Annotated in this window: 21 protein-coding genes; 13 read left to right on the top strand and 8 right to left on the bottom strand. The window is 48.2% G+C overall.

What is annotated here, in order from left to right:
• Window positions 1-6 precede the first annotated feature (6 nt).
• The 10 genes from IM638_04740 (at window position 7) to IM638_04695 (ending at window position 11,596) form a co-directional block, all read left to right on the top strand.
• Window positions 7-1,167: an acyltransferase gene (locus IM638_04740; protein ID MCA6362320.1), complete on the top strand. Its 1,161-nt coding sequence runs from the start codon at window positions 7-9 to the stop codon at window positions 1,165-1,167.
• A gap of 23 nt (window positions 1,168-1,190) precedes the next feature.
• Window positions 1,191-1,850, top strand: a complete 660-nt coding sequence (locus IM638_04735; protein MCA6362319.1) for a CoA transferase subunit B — start codon at window positions 1,191-1,193, stop codon at window positions 1,848-1,850.
• Between the two features lie 8 nt (window positions 1,851-1,858).
• The gene (locus tag IM638_04730; protein MCA6362318.1) at window positions 1,859-3,745 is read left to right on the top strand and encodes a hypothetical protein; all 1,887 of its coding nucleotides are present in this window, start codon (window positions 1,859-1,861) and stop codon (window positions 3,743-3,745) included.
• Window positions 3,746-3,812: 67 nt separating this feature from the next.
• Window positions 3,813-4,532 carry a glycosyltransferase family 2 protein gene (locus IM638_04725; GenBank protein ID MCA6362317.1) on the top strand — a complete coding sequence of 240 codons (720 nt, stop codon included), beginning with the start codon at window positions 3,813-3,815 and terminating at the stop codon, window positions 4,530-4,532.
• Window positions 4,532-6,871 carry a hypothetical protein gene (locus IM638_04720; protein ID MCA6362316.1) on the top strand — a complete coding sequence of 780 codons (2,340 nt, stop codon included), beginning with the start codon at window positions 4,532-4,534 and terminating at the stop codon, window positions 6,869-6,871. Before IM638_04725 ends, IM638_04720 begins: the two co-directional genes overlap by 1 nt.
• Entirely contained in the window at window positions 6,868-7,599 is a 732-nt protein-coding gene (locus IM638_04715; protein MCA6362315.1) for a glycosyltransferase, read from the top strand. Before IM638_04720 ends, IM638_04715 begins: the two co-directional genes overlap by 4 nt.
• Before the next feature lie 5 nt (window positions 7,600-7,604).
• On the top strand, window positions 7,605-8,300 hold the full coding sequence (locus IM638_04710) for a methyltransferase domain-containing protein (protein ID MCA6362314.1): 696 nt from the start codon (window positions 7,605-7,607) through the stop codon (window positions 8,298-8,300).
• 12 nt (window positions 8,301-8,312) lie between these two features.
• Window positions 8,313-9,896 carry a hypothetical protein gene (locus IM638_04705; protein MCA6362313.1) on the top strand — a complete coding sequence of 528 codons (1,584 nt, stop codon included), beginning with the start codon at window positions 8,313-8,315 and terminating at the stop codon, window positions 9,894-9,896.
• Window positions 9,897-10,161: 265 nt separating this feature from the next.
• Window positions 10,162-10,743 (top strand): hypothetical protein, encoded by a 582-nt coding sequence (locus tag IM638_04700; GenBank protein ID MCA6362312.1) that lies wholly within the window; start codon window positions 10,162-10,164, stop codon window positions 10,741-10,743.
• Window positions 10,715-11,596, top strand: coding sequence for a hypothetical protein (locus IM638_04695; GenBank protein ID MCA6362311.1), 882 nt, complete (start codon window positions 10,715-10,717; stop codon window positions 11,594-11,596). The genes IM638_04700 and IM638_04695 overlap by 29 nt, the downstream gene beginning before the upstream one ends.
• A gap of 9 nt (window positions 11,597-11,605) precedes the next feature.
• Here the strand turns inward: IM638_04695 and IM638_04690 are convergent, their stop codons facing one another.
• From IM638_04690 to IM638_04660, 7 genes are all read right to left on the bottom strand, one after another.
• The gene (locus IM638_04690; GenBank protein ID MCA6362310.1) at window positions 11,606-13,423 is read right to left on the bottom strand and encodes an ABC transporter ATP-binding protein; all 1,818 of its coding nucleotides are present in this window, start codon (window positions 13,421-13,423) and stop codon (window positions 11,606-11,608) included.
• Window positions 13,424-13,466: 43 nt separating this feature from the next.
• Window positions 13,467-14,030, bottom strand: coding sequence for a hypothetical protein (locus IM638_04685; protein ID MCA6362309.1), 564 nt, complete (start codon window positions 14,028-14,030; stop codon window positions 13,467-13,469).
• Between the two features lie 41 nt (window positions 14,031-14,071).
• Window positions 14,072-14,806 (bottom strand): 3'-5' exonuclease, encoded by a 735-nt coding sequence (locus IM638_04680; protein MCA6362308.1) that lies wholly within the window; start codon window positions 14,804-14,806, stop codon window positions 14,072-14,074.
• A gap of 19 nt (window positions 14,807-14,825) precedes the next feature.
• Window positions 14,826-15,227, bottom strand: coding sequence for a hypothetical protein (locus tag IM638_04675; protein MCA6362307.1), 402 nt, complete (start codon window positions 15,225-15,227; stop codon window positions 14,826-14,828).
• Between the two features lie 105 nt (window positions 15,228-15,332).
• Window positions 15,333-16,505, bottom strand: a complete 1,173-nt coding sequence (locus tag IM638_04670; protein MCA6362306.1) for a serine hydrolase — start codon at window positions 16,503-16,505, stop codon at window positions 15,333-15,335.
• Between the two features lie 81 nt (window positions 16,506-16,586).
• A complete protein-coding gene (lipB, locus tag IM638_04665; GenBank protein MCA6362305.1) occupies window positions 16,587-17,309 on the bottom strand; it encodes a lipoyl(octanoyl) transferase LipB in 723 nt (240 codons plus the stop codon).
• A 7-nt stretch (window positions 17,310-17,316) separates the two neighbouring features.
• On the bottom strand, window positions 17,317-18,306 hold the full coding sequence (locus tag IM638_04660; GenBank protein ID MCA6362304.1) for a bifunctional phosphoglucose/phosphomannose isomerase: 990 nt from the start codon (window positions 18,304-18,306) through the stop codon (window positions 17,317-17,319).
• A 269-nt stretch (window positions 18,307-18,575) separates the two neighbouring features.
• Here IM638_04660 and IM638_04655 point away from each other — a divergent pair, with 269 nt between their 5' ends.
• Entirely contained in the window at window positions 18,576-21,011 is a 2,436-nt protein-coding gene (locus IM638_04655; protein MCA6362303.1) for a DUF4397 domain-containing protein, read from the top strand.
• A 412-nt stretch (window positions 21,012-21,423) separates the two neighbouring features.
• Here the strand turns inward: IM638_04655 and IM638_04650 are convergent, their stop codons facing one another.
• The gene (locus IM638_04650) at window positions 21,424-21,666 is read right to left on the bottom strand and encodes a hypothetical protein (protein ID MCA6362302.1); all 243 of its coding nucleotides are present in this window, start codon (window positions 21,664-21,666) and stop codon (window positions 21,424-21,426) included.
• A gap of 235 nt (window positions 21,667-21,901) precedes the next feature.
• Between IM638_04650 and IM638_04645 the strand changes: the two genes are divergently transcribed.
• Both IM638_04645 and IM638_04640 read left to right on the top strand, forming a co-directional pair.
• Window positions 21,902-23,482 carry a tail fiber domain-containing protein gene (locus IM638_04645; GenBank protein ID MCA6362301.1) on the top strand — a complete coding sequence of 527 codons (1,581 nt, stop codon included), beginning with the start codon at window positions 21,902-21,904 and terminating at the stop codon, window positions 23,480-23,482.
• Between the two features lie 266 nt (window positions 23,483-23,748).
• Complete coding sequence (locus IM638_04640) at window positions 23,749-25,731, top strand: tail fiber domain-containing protein (GenBank protein ID MCA6362300.1); 1,983 nt, start codon at window positions 23,749-23,751, stop codon at window positions 25,729-25,731.
• Window positions 25,732-25,862: the final 131 nt, after the last annotated feature.

The following is a 25,862-nucleotide window of genomic DNA, read 5'->3' as shown; positions in this document are numbered from 1 at the left end:
GCACACATGCAGGATCTTGCAGAACAACAAAAGCCGGTTTTTTTTCCCACACTCGATGTGTTGCGGTTTATTGCGGCTTTTGGTGTGGTAATTGCGCACGGATTTAACGGCATGACCGGCGGGTTTGGCAACCCGTCGTGGCTGATCAAATCGCCCGATGCGCCGCAGGAACTGAATATGGCGGGCATGTATGCGCACCGGTTCGCCACCAACCTCAGCATCGGGGTGGATTTGTTTTTTCTTATTTCCGGTTTTCTCATTACCTACCTGCTCATCCGCGAAAAAGATAAAACAGGCACAATCAATATTCCCAAGTTTTATATCCGCAGGGCGTTGCGCATCTGGCCGCTTTATTTTTTTCTGATTCTCTGTGCCCCCTTGCTTCTGAAGTGGCTGGATGTTGCCCCGTACAAGGGTTATCTGTGGCAGGCCACGTTTATGAGTAATTTCAGGGTGATATCGGAAAATAATTTCGAATTCCCCTTTGCGCATTTCTGGTCGATTTCGGTAGAAGAACATTTTTATCTCTTCTGGCCGTTGCTGTTGTTTTTTGTGCCGGTTCGTAAAATGCCGGTGGCATTTGCAGCAGTAATTTTTGCCAGTTTTCTTTACAGGCTTTATGCCATGATTTATATCGATCTCAACTATTTTCATTTCTACCTGAATACGTTTGCACGGATGGATGAAATGGCTATTGGCGGCTGGATCGGATGGCTGTATTTTCAGAAGAAAATTGAATTACGTATTCCGGGATTTGTTCGGTTTATGGCCTATGCCGGCTTGATCATTTTACTTATGCTGGAACACCGGTTTGAATATACCAACCCGATAGATCCCTTGTTCAGAAAATACATTTACATAGGATTTATGCTTTTCGTGTTTGCTGATTTTTTATTCAATACAAAGTTTGCAGCAAAGATGCAAAAGCCCGGATTGCTGCATTACCTGGGGAAGATATCCTTTGGCATGTATATGTATCATAATATGCTGATTGCGCCAATTTCCATGAAAATAATGCCAGCTATCGGAAGTGCAAATAAATGGGTATTTGCCTCAATTTATTTATCGCTCACCACACTCATAGCTGCGTTGAGCTACGAGCTTTTTGAAAAAAGAATTCTGAAATTCAAAGATAAATTTGCAATCATCGCCACACGGCGGAGCTAAGAACAACAAAGAATTACATACATATGTTAGATAAAAACGGTATCGCAAAACGTATTGCACAGGAACTGCGCGATGGTTATTACGTAAACCTCGGCATTGGTATTCCCACGCTGGTGGCCAACTACATTCCGGCCGGCGTAAATGTAATGCTGCAATCAGAAAACGGCATGCTGGGCATGGGGCCTTTCCCGTTTGAAGGAGAAGAAGATCCTGACCTGATTAATGCGGGCAAGCAAACCATTACCGAAATTCCCGGTACTGCTTATTTCGACTCGGCGCTGAGTTTTGGCATGATCCGCGCAGGCAAGGTTGATCTTACCATTCTGGGCGCAATGGAAGTGAGCGAAGAAGGCGACATTGCCAACTGGAAGATTCCGAACAAAATGGTAAAAGGCATGGGCGGCGCAATGGATCTTGTGGCCGCGGCCAAAAACATTATTGTAGCCATGCAGCATGTAAACAAAGCCGGTGAATCGAAGCTGCTGCCGCAGTGTTCGCTGCCGCTTACCGGCGTGGGCTGCGTGAAGAAAATTGTAACCGAGCTTGCCGTGCTTGAAGTGGTAAAAGGCAAAGGCTTTGTGCTGCTTGAGCGTGCGCCGGGCATTTCGGTAGAGCAGATTAAGAACGCCACTGCCGGCCGCCTTGTTATTGAGGGCGATATTCCGGAAATGCAGCTCAACTGATTGTGCTGATGCAACAATTCCGCACCACGTATGTACTGGCCGCGCTGGCTCTGCTTGCCGCAGTGTATGTATTTGTGCGGGGTGCACTCATTCCGTTTTCGTGGGATGAGTCGTTTACCTGGCTTGAATTTGTGCGTGGCGATAACTGGTGGCCGGAGAATATCGGTGTGATGTCGGCAAACAACCACCTGCTCAATACGTGGCTGATGAAAGCCACGGAGAGGTTGTTTGGTTCTGCTGAATTTTCGCTGCGTTTGCCCAATATGCTTGGCGGTTTGCTGTATCTCTGGCTGGCTTACCGGTTTGCGGCGCGCGAAGCCGGTTTGTGGAAACAGCTTGCCGTGTTTGTATTACTTACCGGCTATGCTTATCTGCTCGATTTCTTTTCCATTGCACGCGGCTACGGACTGAGTAATGCGCTTATGCTGGCTGGTTTCTGGATGTACCGGAGCTGGTGCCGCAGCAATAACCTCCGCGATGCGTTTGTGGCACAACTGCTGCTTGCGCTGGCCGTGCTGGCCAATCTCGCACTTATACATGTATTGCTTGGCGCTTCGGTTGCGGCTGCCGTGCGTGTGTGGTTTATGCCCACGCAACGCATGTGGGAAGGCCGGCTGGTGCGCATACAGTTTCTGCTGCTGCCGCTGCTTGGCGTGCTGGCGGGTATTGTGCCGTATTCGCTCAAACTCAAAGCGGCCGGTGCATTGTTTTTTGGCGCACAGGGCAGCTGGTTCAGAGGCACCTGGCGTTCGCTGATCGACAGGATGCTATATGGCCATGTGTTTCCGCCTTTCCTGAAAGATGTGGCCGCGGCATTTTTTCTGATTGTTACATTAGCCGGAATTAGTGCAGCTGCCGTATTTGCGTGGAAACAACTGCGCAAACAGCTTACGCCCGATCAGCATTTTTTAGTGCTGCTTGCCGCCGCTGCTGCGGCTGCCGTGTTTGGTCCGCTGCTTCAGAGCCGGTTAGTGGGCACACTGCTGCTGTCTGAACGCACGGCGCTTTTTTATGTGCCGCTGCTCATGCTGCTGTTTGTGCAACTGCTGCATGTATGGCCCGAAAACAGAATTGTTTCAAAGCTGGTTTTTGCTCCCGCACTACCCGCGCTGCTGTTGCTGCCCTTTACGCTTAACTTTTCCTATCAGCGCGACTGGCCCGATGAGCGGCACATTACAGAAATTGTAAATGAGCTGCACAAGCGTGTACCCCAAAAGTCTTTTGTGTTAGCAGCAGAGGGGCAGTTTCTCACCGATTTAAATTACCAGCAAAGCATCGGCAAACTTAGTCCTGATGTCACCTTGTGCGAAATACGACAGCCGCTTGCGCCTTACCCCTGGCTGTTGGTTTTTGCGAACGACAGGAAGAAATATCCCGGATTCAGGGTAAGGAATTATTTCGGCGGTGGCCGGATTGTGCTGATGGAAAATACAGCCGTGAGCGGGCCTCCGGCTATTGAAATTGCGGATATGGATTTTGAGAAGCGGGCATACAAGCAACCGGTCAGGGCATTATCCGGAAAAGGCAATGTGTTGTTTGGAGGAGCAGGAGAAGTGTATCCGCTGCAAATCAAAACACCGGTTCCTGATTCGCTCAATGATGCGTATATTTTTGTGGATACTGAAATGGCGATGAACAGGGGCAACGCGCGCCATGCCGCATCGGTGTTGTATTATATTAAACGCGGACAGCAGGATTATGTGGCACTCACTGACCTGCGGCTTACAAACTATGCTGCGCCTGAGGATGCATGGATTACGATAAAAAACAGGCAGTTTATTGATCAGCCGGTTTGTGCGGGCGATACGCTGGTTACGCAGTTTTTTATCCGTTCGGAAAGCCTGATGTATTTTGATAATCTGCGCATACGGGCCGGTGTGGTGAAACCACGGTAAACTACGGTGTTTTTTTGCCGCTGAACCGCCGAAAACCCCTATCTTTCGGCACTATTTCCTAAAATAAATGTCGAAAAAACTCAGTATCGTTATCCCGGCGTATAACGAGGCCGCCACCATTCACCTGATTCTGAATAAAGTGATTGCCGTAGAACTCATCAGCGGCATGACGAAAGAAATTGTGATCGTGAACGATTGTTCGAAAGACGATACGCAGGGTGTGGTGGAAAAATACATTGCCGAACATACCGGTCATGATATCCGCCTGTTTAATCAGCCCTACAATCAGGGCAAGGGAGCGGCGCTTCACAAAGGCATCGAAATTGCCTCGGGCGATTATATCATTATTCAGGATGCCGATCTTGAATACGATCCTGCCGAATACAATATTTTGCTCAAACCCATCATTGATGGTTTTGCCGATGTGGTGTTTGGCTCGCGGTTTATGGGCGGACGTCCGCACCGCATTCTCTTTTTCTGGCATACCATCGGCAATAAATTCCTCACGTTTCTTTCCAACATGTTTACCAATCTCAACCTTACGGATATGGAAACATGCTACAAGCTGTTTGATGCGAAAATGATTAAATCGCTCCCGCTTCGTGAAAAGCGCTTTGGTTTTGAGCCTGAGGTTACCGCACGCATTTCGCGTATCCCCAAAGTGCGTATTTACGAAGTAGGCATTTCTTACTACGGCCGTACTTATGAGGAGGGAAAAAAAATTGGCTGGAAAGACGGTTTCCGTGCAATTTTCTGCATTCTTAAGTATAACATCTGGGCCCGATAGTGAAGGCATTTTTTCATCGCGTGTTTACCGATAAAGGCCTGCTTCTTGTCATCGGAGCAGGTCTGTTGCTTACTTTTTACTATTTCGGCACATTGGTTACACACCCCGGTTCGCGCTACTTTGGTGCTGCCGGCGATGGGATGCAGATTTACTATCAAACGGAATATCACGTAAAGTATGATTCGCTCTGGTGGCAGCAGCAGAGTATGAATTATCCCGACAAGGAAAGCATTTTTTTTACCGGTGCGTTGCCGCTTTACACCAATGCAATGAAGGTGTTTGGCCCCGGTGCTGCGCATACTTCGGTGGCGGTGCTCAATTTGCTCATGCTTTTTTCGCCGTTGTTCGGGGCTGTTTTTCTTTATGCGCTTTTCAGGCATTGGAATTTGCCGTGGTGGTACGGTGCGTTGTGTGGTGTGGGCATAATGTTCTGTTCGCCGCAGCTCGACCGGATGTCGGGGCATTATTCACTTGCCATCAGTTTTATTATTCCCGCCCTTGTTTTTTCGCTGGCCCGGTTTTATGATTATCCGCGCATCAGACTGAGTTTGTTTACGGCGCTGCTCATTTTCTTTGCTGCAGCCACACACCTTTATCTGCTTGTGTTTTGCCTTGCGGCCAGTGGCTTATACTGGTTTGTACTCTTTGTCACGCGCGACCGTGGTTTCGGGCGTTTGAAATTTGTGTTGCTGCATTTCTCGCTGCAGGTTGTGCTTCCTGTGGTGCTTCTGCAGGCAATGGTTTATTTCACCGATCATGAAACCGACCGCACGTCTGTTCCCTGGGGTTTTGATCAGTTTACAGCCACGTGGAGCAGCGTGTTTTACCCGTATGGCCGTGTGTATGAGCCGTATGTTTCGGGCTGGTTTCATCCCAAGCATGGCAGCTACGAAGGAGCGGCATACATTGGCCTTGCCGCAGTTATTGGTTTGCTTGCTGTGTTGCTGGTTCAATTGCTGCGACTTGTGCGGCGGAGGTTTGATTTGCTGCTGAGTGTATCAGACAAAAAGGTGCTCAACATACTTGCATGGACATCGCTGCTACTGATGTTTCTTTCGTTTGGCTGGCCGTTTTTGTTTAAAGAAGACGGGAGCTGGATACAGTATGCCGGGCCGTTCAGGCAGTTCAGGGCGCTGGGACGTTTTACATGGATGTTTTTTTATGTTGTAAACATTCTTGCCGTGTATCGCCTCTGGAAACTGGTTGAGCACCGTGCCGGTACGCTTGGCAATGTGCTGCGCTGGTCGGTGATGATTGCGGTGCCGGCATTGTTGTTGTTTGATTCGTGGGGTACATCGGCCACGCTGCAGGATCGGTTAAACAACCGGATTGTGGAAATGGACGATGAGAAAAACCTGCTTCCGCAAAATGCCTGGCTGCGTCAGATCAGGGTGAGCGATTATCAGGCCATACTTCCTTTGCCTTATTTTCACAACGGTAGCGAAGGGCCCGGACTGATGCCGGCTAATCACGACATTATCAATATCACCTACCTTGTTTCGCTCAAAACCGGTCTGCCTATGCTTTCCATGCTTTCGGGACGGAGTTCGCTTTCGAAATCGGCTGAGCATATTGCAATGGTGAAGGATCCGGTAAGGCCGCTCAGCCTGCTTACCCGTTTGCCCGATGCGCGTCCGTTTCTGGTGCTTGCACGAAAAGCTGAACTCAGCACAAACGAAGCCGAACTGCTTGCGCTGTCTGATTTGCTTTTTGAAACACCGGATTACACCGTGCATCGTTTGCTGCCTTCAAAAATGCAGGAACGCATAGCACAGCAATACAGCAAACACCTTGCAGCCTTCGAAGCGCAAAAAACATGGCCTGTATGGCCTTACCTGAGTACCGATTCGGTATTGAATTTCGCGTGCCGTGATTTTGAAGAAGTGAAAGCGTATGGCCCGCCGTTCCGTGGTAAAAAGTCGATGAAGGCAAACGGTGGCCGCTATGTGTATAATGTACTTTACGATGCCAAAGTTATTGGCGCAGTGCCCGGAAATTACAGCGTTACGTTCTGGCTCGCCAATTTCGACAAAGACCTTTATGCACGTTCGTATGTGGAAGTGGCAAGTTACTCAGGCGATAAGCTGGATACGGTTGTGTATGGGAATATGTCTGAAGCCTGTGTGGCAATATCAAACCACTGGGCGCTCGAAGAACGAATTATTCCGATTACACATCCCGAACAGCGCATCAAGGTAACGCTGTTCAATTTTGATATTCCCAAAACATCACCACTATACATTGATGAATTGCTCATTAAGCCTGTGCATACACAGTTGTTTGATGTGCAGAAAGATTCCATCCAGCACAACAACCGCACCTATTACCGCAAACCGTGACCGACATCAGTTTTGTATTGCCCGCTTACAAAGGTGCTGCACAATTGGAGCAGTCGCTGCCGCTTTTGCAGCAGTGGCTTGGTACGCTTGGCAAAACGTGGGAGGTTATTGTGGTTGATGATGGTTCGGGCGATGACGGTGCTACGGAGAATGTTGCAAAACGTGCAGGCTGCAAATTCATCGGCCTTCCCGAAAACATGGGCAAAGGAGGAGCTGTGCGCGCAGGCATGCGGGAGGCCAAAGGCCGTTTGCGAATGTTTACCGATGCCGATGTGCCGTTTGATGAAGTTTCGATGCAACGTTTTGTAGAGTATCTCGACGAAAAGCAATTTCATCTTGTAATCGGCGACCGTACGCTGGAGGCTTCGCGTTATTTCAGTGAAATTTCCGGCGCGCGAAAATTAGGCAGCGGCATTTTTACCTTTTTTGTAGGTCGTTTTGTGACTACCGGCTTGCACGATACACAGTGCGGCCTCAAAGGTTTCCGCGCCGAAATTGCCGACGATCTTTTTGGCGTATCACGCCTGAACAGCTTTGCGTTTGATGTGGAACTGCTTTACATTGCACTCAAACGTAATTACGATATAAAACGTTTGCCCGTGGTGTTTAAAAGCAGTCACGATGAGTCGAGTGTAAGTTTGCTTAAACACGCACCCGGCATGCTGCTTGATTTGTTCCGCATTAAATGGAACCACGTTACCGGTAAGTATAACAGAAGAACAGCCTGATACTGATGAACAGAGATCTGACGAATGCCATACGCTATGTGATGGATGAATGGATACCGCCTGTGGTGCGCGACAGCCGCTGGTTTATGTATCCGTTTTTCTGGTTTGCCTATCGCGGGCGTAATATACGCGAGGTGATGGATTTTAAAAGCCGTGTGTACAGCTTTACGCCTGAAGATTACGACCGCTTTTACAACAACCTCAATACCATTTCACGCAACCGTATTACCGATATCAATAAACCTAGTCTGGCGTTTATTCTTGATCATATCGATCCTTCTGCCACGTCACTCATTGATGTAGGTTCAGGAAATGGCTATCTGCTTCGTACCATCAAACAGCGTCACCCTGATTTAGCACTTACTGCTTTTGATATTAAAGACAAAGACGATTCAACTGAATACACCTATGTGAAAGGCAATATTGAACAAATGCCTTTCCCTGATAAATCATTCGACATTGTAACCTGCAGCCACACGGTTGAACACCTGATTAAGCTGGAACAATGTATGAAAGAGCTGGTGCGTATTGCCCGCAAGCAGGTGTTCATTGTTACACCCTGCCAGCGCTACTATTACTACACGCTCGATGAGCATGTGAATTTTTTCCCGTTTAAAGAAAAACTTACATCGGTTATTCCGCTAAAGGATTTCGAGTGTCACAAACTCAATGGCGACTGGGTATATCTTGGTAAGCCATAAGCTTTACAGTAAATGAAAATCCGCCTCACCCGACAGCAGTATCTCACACTTGCCGAGAGAATATTTTTCGGGGCAATGCTGTTGCTGGTTGCTTTTCCGATAACCGGAGTTACTTGGTTTGTTACCGAAGACGGGGCATCACACAGTTATAATGCCGGCGTACTTTATAATTTGCTCTCGGGTAATGATTCATATCTTGGGCAGTATTATAAAATCAATTTACTTCCTTCTCCAAACTGGCTGGGGCATTTGTTGCTGGCTTATGGAGGACATTGGTTTGGTGTGGCGGCCGGGGCCAAAATAGTGCATCTAACCTACATTGCCGGTTTTGCGCTTGCATTCCGAAGACTCATGTTCACGGTATCGCCGCAGCCACGGTTAATGAGTTATCTGGCCTTTCCGGTAATTTACAATGTTGTTTTTCTTTTTGGGTTTTACAATTACTGTCTGGGTATGGTGCTTATGCTGGTTGTGATGAACAGCTGGCTGCGTTTTGCGCCAAACCCTTCGTGGCTGCGTGCGTTATGGCTGGCAATTGCGTTAACGCTTCTTTGGTTTTCGCATCAGCTTACCTGGGCGTTTACTGGGTTGTTTATTGGCTGTCATCTGCTTTATCTGTTCATTACACAAAAGCAGTTTGCTGTTGTATTTAGGAAGGTATTGTATGCAGCGGGTGTATCGCTGCCATCGCTTGTTTTCCTGTTTGTTTACAGCGTTAAAGGAGGCGGAGGATCGGGAGCAGAATTTGTTGCGTTATCAAAGCGTTGGACTGATTTTTCGGATGGTAGTTTTTGGGGACTGTATTTTATTCAGGAGAATACATTGGGAGTCTGTTTTTTATTGCTGTTAACCGCAATGGTGGTTGCAGGCGGCATTCGTTATTACCGGGTGCGGAAAAGCGCAGCAGCAGGTGTATCAGGGCAGATAATTTTCTGGCTGATCATGTTTGTATTGTCTTTTCTGCTCATGTTGTTTATTCCCGAAGTAATTGGCGACGGAGGGGTAATTGGCATACGGATAATATGGATTACTATAGTCTTTCTGATGATACTGGCTGCACAATTTCGTTTGCCTTCGCGTCTTTGGACTGCTGCGGGTACAGTTACGGTATTGCTTGGCCTGTTGCATGTGGCCTACTTCAAGCCGTCGTTGATTGACTACAATCTTGATGCACATGCAGCGCATGATGCAGGGAAATATATCCGTGATAAATCTACAGTAGTTGTGTTGCCTTTTACTTACAACTGGCTGCATCTGCACATCGGACAGTATGCAGTTGCCGGGCGCGATGTAGTGTTGCTTGATAATTACGAAGCGCAGCATAATTATTTTCCGGTAAAATGGAATTATGAAAAACTACCCTACAACTATCAGCTCGCCTCGCTCAGCTGGCGCGATGTGAATTGTACATGGTACTGGCCGGAAGTGAAAAACAAACCGGCTAAGCAGGTCGATTATGTACTGATTGTAAAGGATCAGGTATATATAAAAGATCCGGTTTGTCTGGAGAAGATTGCCTGTGCTATGGATTCGCTTGATTACAGAGCGATATATAGCCGACGGGAAATTACCTTGTATGAGTATTTGCCGGATTAACCGTTAATAATGTCCATACATTGGCTTTTACTTGTCTGAAGAGTCGGCGTAACGTAAACATTTAACAGAAGCATCTGGTAAAACTTAATTTATCACACACATGCCTGCATTTAACCCAGCATCCATGTTACGTTCAGCCACACTCCGAAACCGGATAGAGGTTGTTTTCTTTTGCGGAGTCACTTTATTGCTGCTTAATCCGCTCATCGCCTCAAAATGGTTTCTTACACTCGATGGGGCTGCACATAGTTACAATGCGGGTGTATTGTATAAACTTGTTTTTGGGAATGATGAATTTTTAAATCAGTTTTATTCGGTAAATACACTGCCTTCGCCCAATTGGACGGGGCATGTTTTACTTGCATTTTTTAATGAGTGGTTCGGAATAGCGCTGGCCGCAAAAATTGTTCATTTGCTTTATGCCGTCGGACTTGTGTTTGCTTTTCGTTGGTTGATGTTTGTGGTATCTCCTTATCCGCGAATAATGAGTTACCTTATTTTCCCAATCGTGCTGAGTTTGGTTTTTCAGTTCGGGTTCTACAATTTTTGTTTCGGAGTGGTTTTTATGTTGCTGGGAATAACCGGCTGGCTTAAGTATTCTTCTGACATCCGTTGGCCATACGTATTACTACTGCTCATGTTGTTTACCGCAGGTTGGTTTTCACATCAGCTCACCTGGTTGTTTACAGGGCTATTTGTTTTTGTTTCTCTTATTATTCAGGCTATACGTCAACGTAATTTCAGGCAGCTGCTAAAGCCGTTAATTGTGGCGTTCATCAGCTTTTTGCCTTCGCTTGTTTTTTTTCATAATCTATACGATGGCACAGTCCGGAGCGAATGCGGTTAAATTCGAGCCGGTATCTGAAAGAATGGATTTCTTTTTAAGTATGCATTCGGCACCAATACTTACAGCACCGGTAAGTCTGCTTTACGAGTTATTGGCGGCGATTATTTTGGGCGTTATTGTAATTGGTGCTTATAATACGTTCAGATTAAGAAAGCATGCGGGTAATGAAGCAAGGTCGCTGACTTTGCTTCTTATACTATTTGCTGTGTTGTGTTTTTTTGCTGTTCTTTTTTTTCCGGAGGAGGCCGGAGGAGGCGGAATTTTTGGCGTGCGGGTTGAGTGGATTACGTGGATTTTTTTGCTGGTCGTTGTTGCCCGTTTCCGGTACCCGCAGCGATGGTTATATTCTTTTGCCGTAGTTTCGGTTGTGATCACACTTTCCAAAAATCTTCTGATACAAGACAAAGCCGAACACCTGAACAACAATGTGCATGCTGTTTCGGAAGCTGGTAAATACATCCGCGACCGCAGTACAATTGTTGTGTATTCATTTTCGGATGAGGTGCTGGATCATCATTCAGGGGAGTATGCTTTTGCGGGACGGGACGTGGCTTTACTTAATAATTACGAAACCGGACAGGGCTATTTTCCGCTAAAAAATAATGATGCGCATTTTCCTCATCGTTTTACACTTGCCTCATTAGATCCGCACGAATTGCATTGCCTGAGCTCATGGAAAACGGAAATGAGTAAGCCAGCCCGGCAGATCGATTACGTAATGCTATTGGGTAATATCAACAATGCTAAAGACACGTTGTGTGCGCAAAAAATAACGTCGGCGATGGACTCACTTCACTATGCAATCGTTTTCAGGAAAAGGCATGTTACGTTGTATGCGTACAAGCCGGACTAGTTATCCGGTTTATACAAGGCCTGAGCGCATGCGCTTTTCCACCATTGCACGCCGAATATCTTCAAGCTCACCTTTCGGAATTGCGCTGATGAGTTTGCGTGTGTATTCGCAGGTCGGATTGGCATAGACTTCATCGGCATCGCCCATTTCTTCAATCTTGCCTTTGTTCATCACCACCATGCGGTCGCTCATAAACTTTACTACCGAAAGATCGTGTGAGATGAAGATGTAGGTAAAGCCAAAATCTTTTTTCAGTTCGTTGAGCAGATTGAGCACCTGTGCCTGCACGGATACATCGAGCGCCGATACAGACTCATCGCAGATAATGAAACGCGGATTGAGCGCCAGCGCGCGTGCAATACAAATACGCTGGCGTTGTCCGCCCGAAAATTCGTGCGGGTAGCGGTGAAAATGCGTTTCGTTCATATTCACACGCCGCAGCAGTTCCATTACTTTCTCTTTCCGCTCTTTGTCGTTTGCGCCAATGTTGTGCACACGCATGGGTTCCATAATGGCACTGCCAATGGTAATGCGCGGGTTGAGCGATGAATACGGATCCTGAAAAATGATTTGTATGTCTTTACGCAGCGGCCTCATTTCGGCAGCCGGCAAATGTGTAATGTCTTTTCCGTCGAAAATAATTTTGCCTTCGGTAGGCTCAATCAAACGCAGAATGGTGCGGCCGAGTGTGGTTTTTCCGCAGCCCGATTCGCCCACCAGTCCAAGGGTTTCGCCGGGATATACATCAAAGCTTACATCGTCAACCGCTTTGTTCCACGAAATGGTTTTGCCCAGAATGGTTTTTGCCGTAGGATACCAGGTGCGGATGTTTTCGATGCGGAGGATGGGTTGCTGTGCGCGGAGTTTTTCCTGCTGTGTGCGGCGCTGCTCGGGCGTTACCTCCACGTCGTGAATCATGTCGGTAACGGTGCGTTTATTTTCGCTAATGGTGCCGTCTTCAGCCACCGTCATAAAGTCAGCCACGGTGGGCAGGTAGTGCAAACGACGGTTCAGTGGCGGACGGCAGGCAAGCAGGCCTTTGGTGTAGGGATGCTGCGGGTTGGCAAAAATCTCCATTACTGGTCCCTGCTCTACAATACGGCCTTTATACATTACCACCACCTTGTCGGCCAGTTCGGCAATTACACCAAGGTCGTGTGTAATGAAAATGATGCCCATATCATGCTCGCGCTGAAGTTTGAGCATGAGGTCGAGAATGGTTTTTTGTACCGTTACGTCGAGCGCCGTGGTCGGCTCGTCGGCAATAAGCACCTGCGGATTGCACGACATTGCCATGGCAATCATCACACGCTGCTTTTGTCCGCCCGAAATCTGGTGCGGATACTTTTTAAAAATCTCGGCCGGGTTAGGTAGCAGTACTTCTTCAAAAAGCCGCAGGGTACGGTTTACGGCTTCCTGTTTGGTCACTTTTTGATGGAGCATTATGGCCTCCATCACCTGATTGCCGCAGGTGTAAACCGGGTTGAGGGAAGTCATCGGCTCCTGAAAGATCATGCCTATTTCATTCCCGCGAAAATCGCGCATGTCTTTCTCTGATACTTTGGTGAGATCCACAATGCCTTTTGTGCGGGAATGGTAAATGATTTCGCCACCGGTAATTTTTCCGGGAGGATTAGGAATGAGGCGCATCACCGAAAGGGCTGTTACTGATTTGCCCGAGCCCGATTCGCCCACCACGCCTACGGTTTCGCCTTTGCGCACAGTAAAACTTACGTTATTTACTGCTTTCAGGGTTTCGTCGCCCGAACGGAATTCAGTAACAAGATTTCGGATGTCGAGCAGTTCGCCGCCCGTGGGTTCCTTCATTTCCATCGCCTTAAAAATAAGGTTTTCGGCGGAATCGGAGAAATTACAGTGCTAAACTGTCTTTTGTGGCAGGCCGCGCTTCGAAGGAGCTGTCGTAAAACGATACGGAAATTACGCCGTACAGGTATTCCACTGATTCGTCTTTGAGTGTAATGCGTGCGGGGCGTTTGCCTGCGGTTGCATTCCAGATGTATCCGAAACCTGCATCTTCGGGCTGGCCGTACTTTTTTGTGAAGTAGTTTTTGAAATCGGCAAAAAGGGCATCAGCCTGTGTTTCACCTTTCCGGTAAACCATAAGGGTAAGTGCGCTCAGGCCTTTTTCATCAAACTCACATTCATAAGTATATTCAATTGATGAATCAAGCTTTTCTTCATAAAGCAGATAACCTGCCGAAGTACTGCTTAAACTGTCGCCGGGCAGGGCTTTTTTCTTTACCTCGGCTTCGGTCATGCCCAGTGCGATGCCGTGCAGCAACCCCTCGTCGTTGTTGATGATATTTACAACAGTTCCTGAAAATCCGGAGATAATTTTTTTGTCGGCTTCAGGTTGCGAAGAGCAGCCCGCAAACAGCAAAAGAAAGCAAAGGGAAATGAAGGCAAATCGCATGTGTCTGAATACCTGCTGCGAAGATACACCAACCGTTTGTATCAGCCTATTTCCATAATTAAATCGGCATCAATTATTTCTTCACCTGTAATGCGTAAATATACCTGAGCCAGCGTGGCCACATCCTTACCGCAATACCGGGCAATACGCTCCAGGTCGTTTTCCTGCCAATATACCTGATGAATCATACTGCCGTCTATGTCGTCTTTAGGCGAGGGGATGCCAAACAATGCGGCCAGGACGTTGAGGCTTGTAAAACTTTTCCGGTCGCCGAATTTCCAAAGCTCCATGGTATCTATAAACGAAGTTTCCCACGGTTTTTTGCCGGCCACATCAAGCGCGGGCGGAAGCGTAATGCCATGTACCAGCATTCGACGGCCGAGGAAGGGAAAGTCGAACTCTTTGCCGTTGTGCGCGCAAAGAAAAGTGCCGGGGCGGCTGTAGCGGTTGCGCAGGAGTTCGGCAAAATCGCTTAGCAGTTTTTTTTCGTCGTGGCCGGCAAAGGCTTTGAGGCGCAGTGCCCGGCGGCCGTCTTCGGCTTTTACTACTGCACCGGCTACAATGCACACCACTTTGCCAAATTCGGCATAAATACCGGCGCGGTCATAGACTTCGGCAGCTGAGGCTTCGGGCAAATTGCGTTCACGCTTAATCTGCTCGGCCTTCAGGTTCCAGAGTTCCTGCCAGTGTTCGGGCAGTTTATCGTAGCCCGGCGCTGCCGGTGCCGTTTCAATATCGAGGAAAAGAATGCTTGTGGCCGGCGTGTAGTTGCTCATACCACGAAGATGCGCAAAATCAGCCGATCATCACACCCTTGCGTTCGAGCAGGGGAATGGTGGTGAAGTTTGACGGGTTAATTGTTTCGGGCAGAAAGATGTATTGTTTGTCGTAAACCTGTTCGCCCACATAAAAACTCACCCAGTACTCGTTACTCAGCCCGAAAGTAAAATCCATGATGGGTTCTACTTTAATTGCAGTGTCGGCAGCCACGGTTTCGAAGAAATGCCGAAGGGTAGAAGTCCGGCGTTTTTCACCGTTAAGTTCCCCGTAGCCGGTGGAGGTAATAAACACATTCCGCAGGGGTTCTTGTTTGAGGTTTATCAGATAAACACCCCATTCATCCACATCGCGGTTAGGTTCCTTGATTATGGCTATAGCCACGTTTTCAACCGGCGGAATTTCAAAATCCTTTTTCATACGCAGTGCAAAGATCGTTAAACAATCAGAACTCATCTCAAAATTATCCTTCCGGCTTTTTCACCGGGTATAAAAAACAATTTTGAGGAGCGATGTAAATAATTTCTATTTCGCATACATGGTTAGTGCCGCATCCAGATAATAATGTACATCTTCCGGCACATCGTCACTGTCGCTGGGCAGTCGTTTTTTGCCAAGGCGCACCACAATCATATCCAGATCAGGAATACAAAGCACATATTGTCCGAGAATACCGCGTGCATAAAAAATGCGGTGGCCTTTGTAGTCGGGAATTAGCCACCAGCTGAAGCCGTAATCATCGCACACACTTCCGTCGTTACGTTTTAGCCCGGCCGGTTGCACTGATTGCAGGGCGTAGGCTTCGGGCACAAGTTGTTTTCCGTTCCAGCGGCCGCTGTCGAGATACAGTTTGCCGATGCGGGCAAAATCGCGTGCGTTGCTGTTGAGGCAGCAGAAGCTTTTTTCGTCGCCGTCTTTATGGTCGAGGCTCCAGAATGCGGTTTGCTCACAGCCTGCCGGCCCCCAGAGCCGTTGTGTGGCGTAGTCTGAAACGGGTTTGCCCGTAGCGGCACGCAGCACAAAACCCAGCAGTTGCGTATTACCGCTCAGGTATTCGAACGTTTGCCCCGGCGCGCTGTGTACTTTATCGTAACCGAAAGTAAGTTGGCGCAGGTCGCTGCCGTAGTATGATTCGGCCGGGTAGGCCAGCGGGTTTACATAGTCTTCATCAAACGAAATACCTGAGCTCATGGTAAGCAGATGCCTGATGGTGATTCGCGCCCTTTCGCCCTGCTTAAATTCAGGCAAAAAATCGCCCACCGGCTGATCCACACTTTGAATAAAACCATCTTCAATGGCGCATCCGACCAGAATACTCACTACAGTTTTCGCCATGGAAAAGGAGTTGGTATGACTTGCCGCCGAAAAATCGCCCCAGTACTGCTCGTGCAGGATCGTGTCATGACGGATGATGAGCAGTGCACCGGTTTCAATGGCATTTATTTTTGCCAGCAAGTCGGCCGGAATGCTTTGCGCATTCAGTTTGGCCGCTACGGGCCAGGGCTGCGGCGAAAGCGGCTGAAGCGTACGGTTTTCAAAAATTGCATATTCACTTACCGACGGACCGCTGCGCCCTTTCAGATAGGTATTCCATACGCCTTTGTAAAGATAGGTGCGGCCGCTGATAAGGATAAACAGATTTAGTGCCACAAGCAGAATCAGCAAACCAATTCCAAAACGTTTCAGAAACTTTCGCATACATGAGGCTTTTCAATGAAAGAAATGATACAACCCTTTTCACACACTCCTTGTGTGTAATACGGAAACAGGCCGAAAAAGTTATACCCTTACGTCTGCTGCAACAACCAGTTTGCAGCCAAATTCGAGCTCGAAATAATATGCGGTGAGCCGCTTTACTTCTTCCATATTTACATCATGCCCCAGCTCCTGTTTCATTGATGTAACGGCTTTGTCATCAATACCGCAGGGTACGATTTTTGAAAAGTAGTCGAGGTTGGTATTTACATTAAACGCCCAGCCGTGCATAGTTACCCACCGGCTTGCGCGCACGCCCATAGCGCATATTTTACGCGCTTTTTGTTCGTCGGCTGCATCAAGCCACACGCCGGTGTAGCCGGGATAGCGTTCGCCCTTGAGTCCGTATTCGGCCATCACGCGGATAATCACTTCTTCAAGTAATCGCAGGTAACGGTGTATATCGGTAAAAAAGCAATCGAGATCGAGCACCGGATAGCCTACCAGCTGGCCGGGGCCGTGGTAGGTAATATCGCCGCCGCGGTTTATTTTATAGTAGGTAGCGTGAATGGCATTCAGGCCTGCCTCGTCAACCAGCAGGTTGCTTTCATGGCCGCTTTTGCCGAGTGTATATACATGGGGATGCTCACAAAAGAGCAGGTGACTTTGTGTAGGTACGGCTTCATCGGGCGGCAGGTTGCGGTTGCCCAGCTTTACGGCAACGGTTTGCGCAAATAATTCTTCCTGGTAATCCCAGCAGGCCTTGTAATCAATCAGACCCAGATCGCGGAAGCGCACCTGCTGCATGGCGCTGTTATTTTTTGGAGAGTTCGTTTTTGAGGTAGTTGATCACATTTACCTCAATGGCATCCACACCGCGCAAATCAGCCAGTATTACAGAGAGCCAGTCGCCGAAATGAATCAGCCAGAGTGCCTTTGCAATGGGGTTTTGTCCCTGTGCAGTTACTTCAAAGAAGTTTGCTGTTTTCTGGATGATGATGTTTTTGTTAATGTCGATGCGGTAGTTGTTGCGCTCGTATTCGTTCGGGTCGCGCAGCAGTACTACGGCAAACTGATCGTTGCCGCCGGCCCAGCCCACAAGCTCGTTGTGGTTCATTTCGGGAATTACGTGGTGCCAGCAAAGCATTTTTGCATTTTCGTTTATCTGCTGGCGCAAGCGTATGGCCACACCTTCGAGGTGCGTGGTGCTGTAAATTACCGGTACGCGGTTATTGAGGTCATTGGCAAGCGTGGTTGCTGCGGCGGCAATTTCTTCTTTTGTACTGCGCAAAGCAGCTCCGGCGTGAGAAACTTCGCTAAGCGATGTGGCCGGCAGCAGTCCGTATGCCGAAAATACGCCCAGCAACTGCACAAGCGAATAGCCGAGGCAGGCGCGTGGAGGCATACCGCCGGGCACCAGCAGCAAATCTTCTTTGCCTTCGCGGGCCATATCGGCCACACGTCCGCCTGAGGTGATGCATACAATATGCGCACCTTTGCTGCGGGCCTGCTCAAAACAGGCTATGGTTTCTTCGGTATTTCCTGAATAAGAGGAAATAACCACCAGCGATTGTGCACTTGTAAATGCCGGAATGAAATAGCCTTTGGTAACAGTTACCGGGATGGGCGACGAATCGAAGGCGAGATCGCTTACAATAGTTCCGCCAATACCAGAGCCACCCAGGCCGGCAATAACCACATTCACAAAAGGCTGCGACGGTTCACGCAGTGTGGCGGCACGAAAGATGGAAACAGCTTCGTCGAGTTGTTCGGGAAAGCGCTCCACCAGATTTTGCATAGTCATACGTAACAAACGAATTCAGAAGGGTTAAAGGTAAGAAAATTTCGCCGGAGCACGGTTTGTGCCTGTTTTCGGTCTTTTCCGGCAATTGGTATTTATCGGATGATAACCGGCAGGTAAATTACCGGTAACTGGTCAGGACGTGCAGGTGCAATTTATTAAACAGGTTTTAATGCACATTAAAGTTTGATGAGTGCACTGAACATTAAAACCCTATTCTGGTTTTGTTGCTGTGTTGCAACCACAGGCTGAACTTTTCAAAACTAGAAATCATGAATAGAACAAAACGATTTTTCACACTCGCGGGGGGACTATTGCTGGGGTATTTAGGCCTTAATGCACAAACTGCCCGTCTGCAGGTTATTCACAATAGTGCCGATGCAGCGGCCGACACAGTGGATGTTTGGTTGAACAATACATTGCTTATTGACAACTTTGCATTCCGAACTGTTTGGGGATTCAACAATGCACCCGCCGGAGTGCCTTTTGACATTACCATTTGTGGTAAAAACAGTACTGACACTATCAATGAAGTGCGTCGCTTCTCTGGTCTTCAACTTACTTCTGGTGAAACCTATGTGGCAGTAGCTAACGGTATTGTAAGTCCTTCGGGCTACTCGCCAGCTCCGGCATTTAACCTTGATCTTTATACACTCGGCCGCGAAACGGCCTCTAATCCGGCTAATACTGATATCCTTGTGCTGCACGGTTCAACCGATGCACCCACTGTTGATATTGTGGCTCCCGGTGTAGGTACGCCTTACACCAATGTTACGTTGCTTAATGACGTATCGTATCCGCAGTTCAGCAACTACCTCGAATTGCCCACGGCCGACTACCGCCTCCAGGTGCGTACCGCTGCCGGCACCGACGTGGTGGCTGAGTATTTGGCTCCGCTCCAAACACTTAATCTGAACGGTGCTGCGCTGGTAGCTGTAGCTTCAGGTTTCCTCAATCCGGCGGCCAACAGCAATGGTCCGGCGTTTGGTATCTGGGTAGCTCCTGATACCACCGGCCCCATGATTCAATTGCCTTCGGCTCCCATTTCCACTGCCCGTGCACAAATCATTCATAACTGCGCCGATGCAGCAGCAGCAACGGTTGACATCTGGCTCAACGATACCTTGTATGCCAACAACCTGAGCTTCCGCGAAGCCACCGCCTGGGTGGACGTACCTGCTGGCGTAACGTTCGACATTACCATTTGCGGGCCGAACAGCACAGATACTACAGCTGAAGTGGTTCGTTTCAGCTATCCCGGTGGTGTTCCTGCAAACAGCAAAAACACCATTATTGCCAGTGGTATTGTGGTAGCTGCAAACTATAATCCTGCACCTGCATTCTCTCTCGAAATCTTTAGCCAAAGCCGCGAAGTAGCTTCAAACCCGTCTAATACGGATGTGCTCGTATATCATGGTGCAACCGATGCTCCTACTGTAGATGTAGTGGCTCCGCTTGTTGCCACACTTGTTGATGATATTTCGTACAGCGAATATGCTTCTGGTGGTTACCTCGAACTGCCCACTGCCAACTACAACCTGCAGGTGCGTACAGCTTCTGGTGCCGATGTAGTAGCTGAGTATTCTGCTCCGCTTCAAACACTCAGTCTGGCTGGTCAGTCAATTACTGTAGTAGCTTCGGGTTTTCTTGATACACAGGCGAACAACAATGGTCCTGCATTCGGTCTTTGGGTAGCATTGCCTTCGGGCGGTCCGCTCCAGCAATTGCCTTCTGTGGCTGTGAGTACAACCCGCGCACAAGTAATTCACAATTGTGCCGACGCAGCAGCGGCCTTGGTTGATGTATGGGTAAACAATACTCCTGCGGTAACCAACTTTGCGTTCCGCACCGCCACCGGTTTTGTAGATCTTCCCGCCGGAACGCCGTTTGATGTAACCATTTGCGGACCCAACAGCACCGATACAACCAATGAAGTTGCCCGTTTCACTTATACTTTAAACGCGGGTACCAAATATATTCTGGTGGCCAGCGGTATTGTAAGCCCCACCGGCTACAACCCGGCTCCTAACTTTACTATTGAAGTATTCAGCGGTGCCCGTGAAGAGGCTACCAACGTGGCCAACACCGATGTACTGGTGTTTCATGGTTCAACTGATGCGCCCACAGTGGATGTAGAAGAAGCCTTTACCGGTGCTACACTTGTAAATGATGCAGCTTACACCAACTTTGCGGGTTACCTTTCACTGCCTACTTCAAACTACAACATCAGTGTAACTGATGCTACCGGCAACACCGTAGTGGCTTCTTACTTTGCTGATCTTGCACAGCGCAACCTTCAGGGACAAGCAATTACCGTACTTGCTTCGGGCTTCCTTAACCCGTCAAACAACAGCAACGGTCCTGGTTTTGGCCTCTGGGTAGCACTTGCTTCGGGCGACAGCCTCATTCCGCTGCAGCTTACCACCGGTATCACCGAAACGGATGCGGTATCAAACATGGTAATGTTCCCCAACCCGGCGCAGAACAATGTACAGATTGCCTACTCGCTTGAGTCGCCCGTACAGCAGGGTATGATTACCCTCACCGACATGAGCGGCCGCACCGTACAGCAAATTGACCTTGGTTCGCTTGCCGCCGGTAACTACCTGCAGGATGTACAGCTTGCCGGTCTTGAGAAAGGCATCTACATCGTAGAACTTCTCATGGATGGCAAAGTATCGCGTCAGCGTTTAACCATATCGAATTAACAGAAGAGTGTGAAGTTGGAAGTGCAGCCTGATGCGCCGCGGGCTTAAATCCCCGGCGCATCGCAAAAGAAGAACCACCCGGATTCCCGACAAGTTTGTCTGGATAGTCCGGGTGGTTTTTTAGTTGAAGGATTAGCGGCAAATTAAATTATTGATTTTGCGTCAACGGGGCTATGCGTCATTAAAGCATGCAGCCCTGTTTTTGTTTAACGATACATGGGAAACTGCTTGTTTTTTAGTCTAAATCTAAATCTGTTAGCAGATAATCGGAAATTCATTCAACATTGCTGTGGTGTGTGTGTTATTTTATGTTTTGACATAAATAAAACATTTATAATATAAATATTTAATTTGACATTAAAACAATCCGGGAGTACTTTTCTTTTTCGTGCGCATTCAATGGTTGAATGTGTCAAATAAACATCAAACTCATGGAAAAGAAAACACAAACAAAAATTGCCTCATTGGCAATGGGAGGCATGCTGTTGCTCGCGGCTGAGGTGAACGGACAAGATTGGTCGTTGAGCGGGAATGCGTTAACGGGATTTGCGCCTTCACCAACACAGCGATTAGGTTCAACAAATGGATTTGATCTTATTTTCCAGACTAATGGTGCTGACAGGATGAAAATTTCTTCCACAGGTAATGTTGGCATAGGACTTGGGTTAGGAACGCCAACACAACCGCTACATGTTAATGGTACAGTAGGAATCGGACAACTAGCAACTCTTCGCCTGACTTCTTCATTGGCAACTTTTCCATATGTGAGTCAGATAGAGACCTCATTTATAATGGAGATTAGTACCATAAATAATTTTAATAATATTTTTGGCACATCTAATTCCTACAACATCTGTTCGGGATCAGCCACAAATCCTTTGACTACTGTATTGAGTAACGGTTTCATGGGTATAGGAATTACCAATCCAACCGCTAAATTTCAGGTTTTCGGTGGCCAAATCTCGCAGGTGCAAACCGGAACATTCGGCACATTTGCAACCGGTAACGAATGGATTGGTTTAGGTTTGGCTGGTTCTGCTGCTGCTCCGATTAATACGGTTTATGGCCTTGGTCTTTCGCGCGGCGGTTTTGCCGGTTATTACAATCTTGTAGATAATGGTACTACCAAAGACCTGATTATCGGTTACGGCAACGAAGGAACTGCATTAGATGCCAATCAGCGTATGCGCATCCGCAGTATTCGAACAAATGGTGCGGGCGCACCTGCAAATAAAGACCTGATGGTGTTTAACAGCGCCGGCTACGTGGGTGTAAATGCCGATCCGGGAACCATTGCATTTCTGGTTGATGCCACCGCTGCAACTGTTCCTGCCACGAATGCATTCAGAGCAATTACGGTACTTACAAACGGCAGCTTCGCATCGCCTGCTGCGGCTACTTTTTCTTCAATTGGTCAGGAAGGAAACAGCACCATCACACCGGGTACAGATATTACCGGTTTGCGCGCACAAAACGGTAATGCCGGCCTGAATTGTCAGGTAAATGCCAGCGTGGCCGAAATTACCTGGCAGGATCTGAATTTTGCCGGGGCCGTTTCCACAGCAACAACAGCGCAGGACCGCATTACGTTTAACTTCCGCAACAATCAGTCGGCCAATAATGCGACCAACAAAAAAGAAGTAATGACCATACTGGCTACCGGCCGTGTAGGAATCAACACCGCTACACCGGTTGCTACAGGTACATTCAACGTAGCTCCTTCGCCGGCGGGTACATTCAACTTCTTTCTTGATGTAAACGGCGGTGTGCGTGCACAAGGCTACTTTGCATTTTCCGATCAGCGCTTCAAAACCGATATCAAAACCATCGAAAACCCGATGGATCGAATCATGAAAATGCGCGGCACAAGCTACATCTTCAACGCACCTGGTGCTGAAGAAGGTACGCCCGGTGTGCAGCAAATTGGTTTTATTGCACAAGAGCTTGAGCAGGTAGTACCCGAAGCAGTAGCCAAAGGCGACGATGGTATTTACGCGGTAAACTATGGTGCAATTACTCCGCTTCTGGTTGAAGGCATGAAAGTGCAGCAGCAGCAGATTGTAACACAGGAGCAGAAAATTACCGAGCAGCAGAACCAGATTACCACCCAGCAGGCTCAGATTAATACGCTGCTTGCCGAAGTAGCTGCACTTAAAGGCAACACCGTTACAAACGACGGCGTGCAGGCTCCGCTTGAAGTGAATCCTGCGCTTGGCTCATTGCAGCAGAACGTGCCCAATCCGTTCAACCAGCAAACGGTAATCAACTTCAACGTGGTGCAGAACGCCGGTGTGGCCAGCCTGATTATTTACGATCTCAACGGCCGCCAGATCCGTGCTGAGCAACTCAACCAGCGTGGTGCCGGTCAGTTTGTAATCAACGCAAACGAACTTGCTCCGGGCATGTACATCTACACGCTTATTGTTGACGGCAAAGCGGCCGACAGCAAGCGTATGATTGTGACGGAATAATTAGTATTAAAATATTAAAAGCGCCGGATAGATTTGTCCGGCGCTTTTTTATTGAATCAATTCAAACATATTATGTAAACGTTAAAATCATTTATTTGAAAGGCTGTTCGTAAAATGCAGATTTGAGAACAGGAAAGGCAATAAGTCGAAACAAGCACTTATAATTAGTTAAGTAGAAAAAGTCGGCTTGCCTTCTCAGTTTAACCGTTTTAACTTCCCTTATAAGCTGCAAAAAGCAGTAATAAAATTCATTAAAACCAATACCTATGAATACACACACACTATTAAAAACAGCATTGTTGCTGGCCGGTACACTGAGTACGGCCGGGCTCAGTGCTCAGAACTGGCTGACGGCCGGTAACGTTGTCGGTGCTGCCGACGTTTTTGGTTCTACGAACAATGCCGATGTTCGTTTTATTTCCAATGGTGTTGACCGCGTCCGGATTCTGGCGGCGGGCAATGTGGGCGTAGGCCTTGTTGCCGCCCCGGTAGCTCAGCTTGAAGTAGGAAATACGTTCCGGGTTTCCAGCAATGGTTTCCCCGGCCGTCACCTGCGTATCGAGTCGAATGCCTTTCAGCAGATTATTGCCATAAATGATTTTGTGATTGGCTCTGATTTCGGGTCGATGGTAATGCGTCCCGGTCTGTTGGGCGGTGTGCGCAACTTCCGTGTTCAGCCCGGTGGTGTAGGGCCTGATCTGCTGCTTTGCGACGGTACGCTCAATTTCGTGGGCATTGGTGGTCAGCCTTCGGCCAAGTTTCAGGTAATCGGCGGACAGGTATCGCAGCTTCAGTTCGGGACATTCGGTAATTTTGCTGCCGGTAATGAATGGCTCGCGCTCGGGCAGGCCGGATCACCGGCAATGCCGATTCCGTCTGTTTATGGTCTGGGCATGGCCGACAACGGTTTTGCCGGGTATTACAATATTGTAGATAACGGCGCCACCAAGGATCTGGTGATCGGTTACGGTAACGACGGTGCTGCGGCTGATGCGGCCCAGCGTTTGCGTATCCGAAACATCCGCACCAACGGAATGGCTGCACCGGTAAACAAAGACCTGATGGTATTCAACGCAGCCGGTTACGTAGGCATTAACAACGATCCGGGTGTAATTGCATTTCTGGTAGATGCCACACCCGCTGTTGTTCCTTCTCCCGCAGCTTTCCGGGCGATAACCGTGCTTACCAACGGCAGTTTTGCCGTTCCGGCCGCGGCTACTTTTTCTTCCATCGGTCAGGAAGGAAACAGTACCATTATACCGGGTACCGATATTACCGGTTTACGTGCACAGAATGGTAATGCAGGTTTGAATTGTCAGGTAAATGCCAGCGTGGCCGAAATTACCTGGCAGGATCTGAATTTTGCAGGAGCCGTTTCTACCGCAACAGCGGCGCAGGATCGTATTACGTTTAACTTCCGTAATAATCAGCCGGCCAACAATGCCGCCAACAAAAAGGAAGTAATGACCATTCTGGCCAATGGCCGTGTGGGTATTAATACTGCCGCACCTGTTGCTATGGGTACTTTCAACGTTGCACCTTCACCGGCTGGTATGTTCAACTTCTTCCTCGATGTAAACGGTGGTGTGCGTGCTCAGGGTTACTTTGCATTTTCCGACCAACGTTTCAAAAGCGATATCAAAACCATTGAAAACCCGATGGAACGTATCATGAAGATGCGTGGTGCCAGTTATATATTCAATGCTCCCGGCGCTGAAGAAGGTACGCCCGGTGTACAGCAAATTGGTTTCATTGCTCAGGAACTTGAGCTTGTAGTGCCTGAAGCAGTGGCCAAAGGCGATGATGGAATTTACGCGGTGAACTATGGCGCCATTACACCGCTTCTGGTGGAAGGCATGAAAGTACAGCAGCAGCAAATTACCACACAGCAAGCTGAGATTAACGCACTCAAAGCAGAGATTGCCGCTATGAAAGGCAGCACCATTACCAACGATGGTGTGCAGGCTCCGCTTGAAGTGAATCCTGCGCTTGGCTCGCTCCAGCAGAACGTACCCAATCCGTTCAACCAGCAAACCGTAATCAATTTCAATGTGGCGCAGAATGCCGGTGTGGCCAGCATGATCATTTATGATCTCAACGGCCGTCAGATCCGTGCCGAACAACTTAACCAGCGCGGTGCCGGTCAGTTTGTAATTAATGCAAATGAACTTGCTCCGGGCATGTACATCTACACACTTATCGTTGATGGCAAAGCAGCCGACAGCAAGCGTATGATTGTAACCGAATAATTATATTGTACAACATTTATTGCCCTGATTTTACAGCCCGGAAGTCTTTCCGGGCTGTTTTTTTGCCGGGATTAAAAATGTTTAACCATTCAATTAGTCGAAAGCTAAATCTGTTGATAAGCTTCGGTTGC

The sequence above is a fragment of the Bacteroidota bacterium genome, from assembly GCA_020402865.1.
Taxonomy (GTDB): domain Bacteria; phylum Bacteroidota; class Bacteroidia; order Palsa-965; family Palsa-965.
The sequence above is the reverse complement of the archived record's forward strand: the minus strand, read 5'-3'. Positions and strand labels throughout refer to the sequence as shown.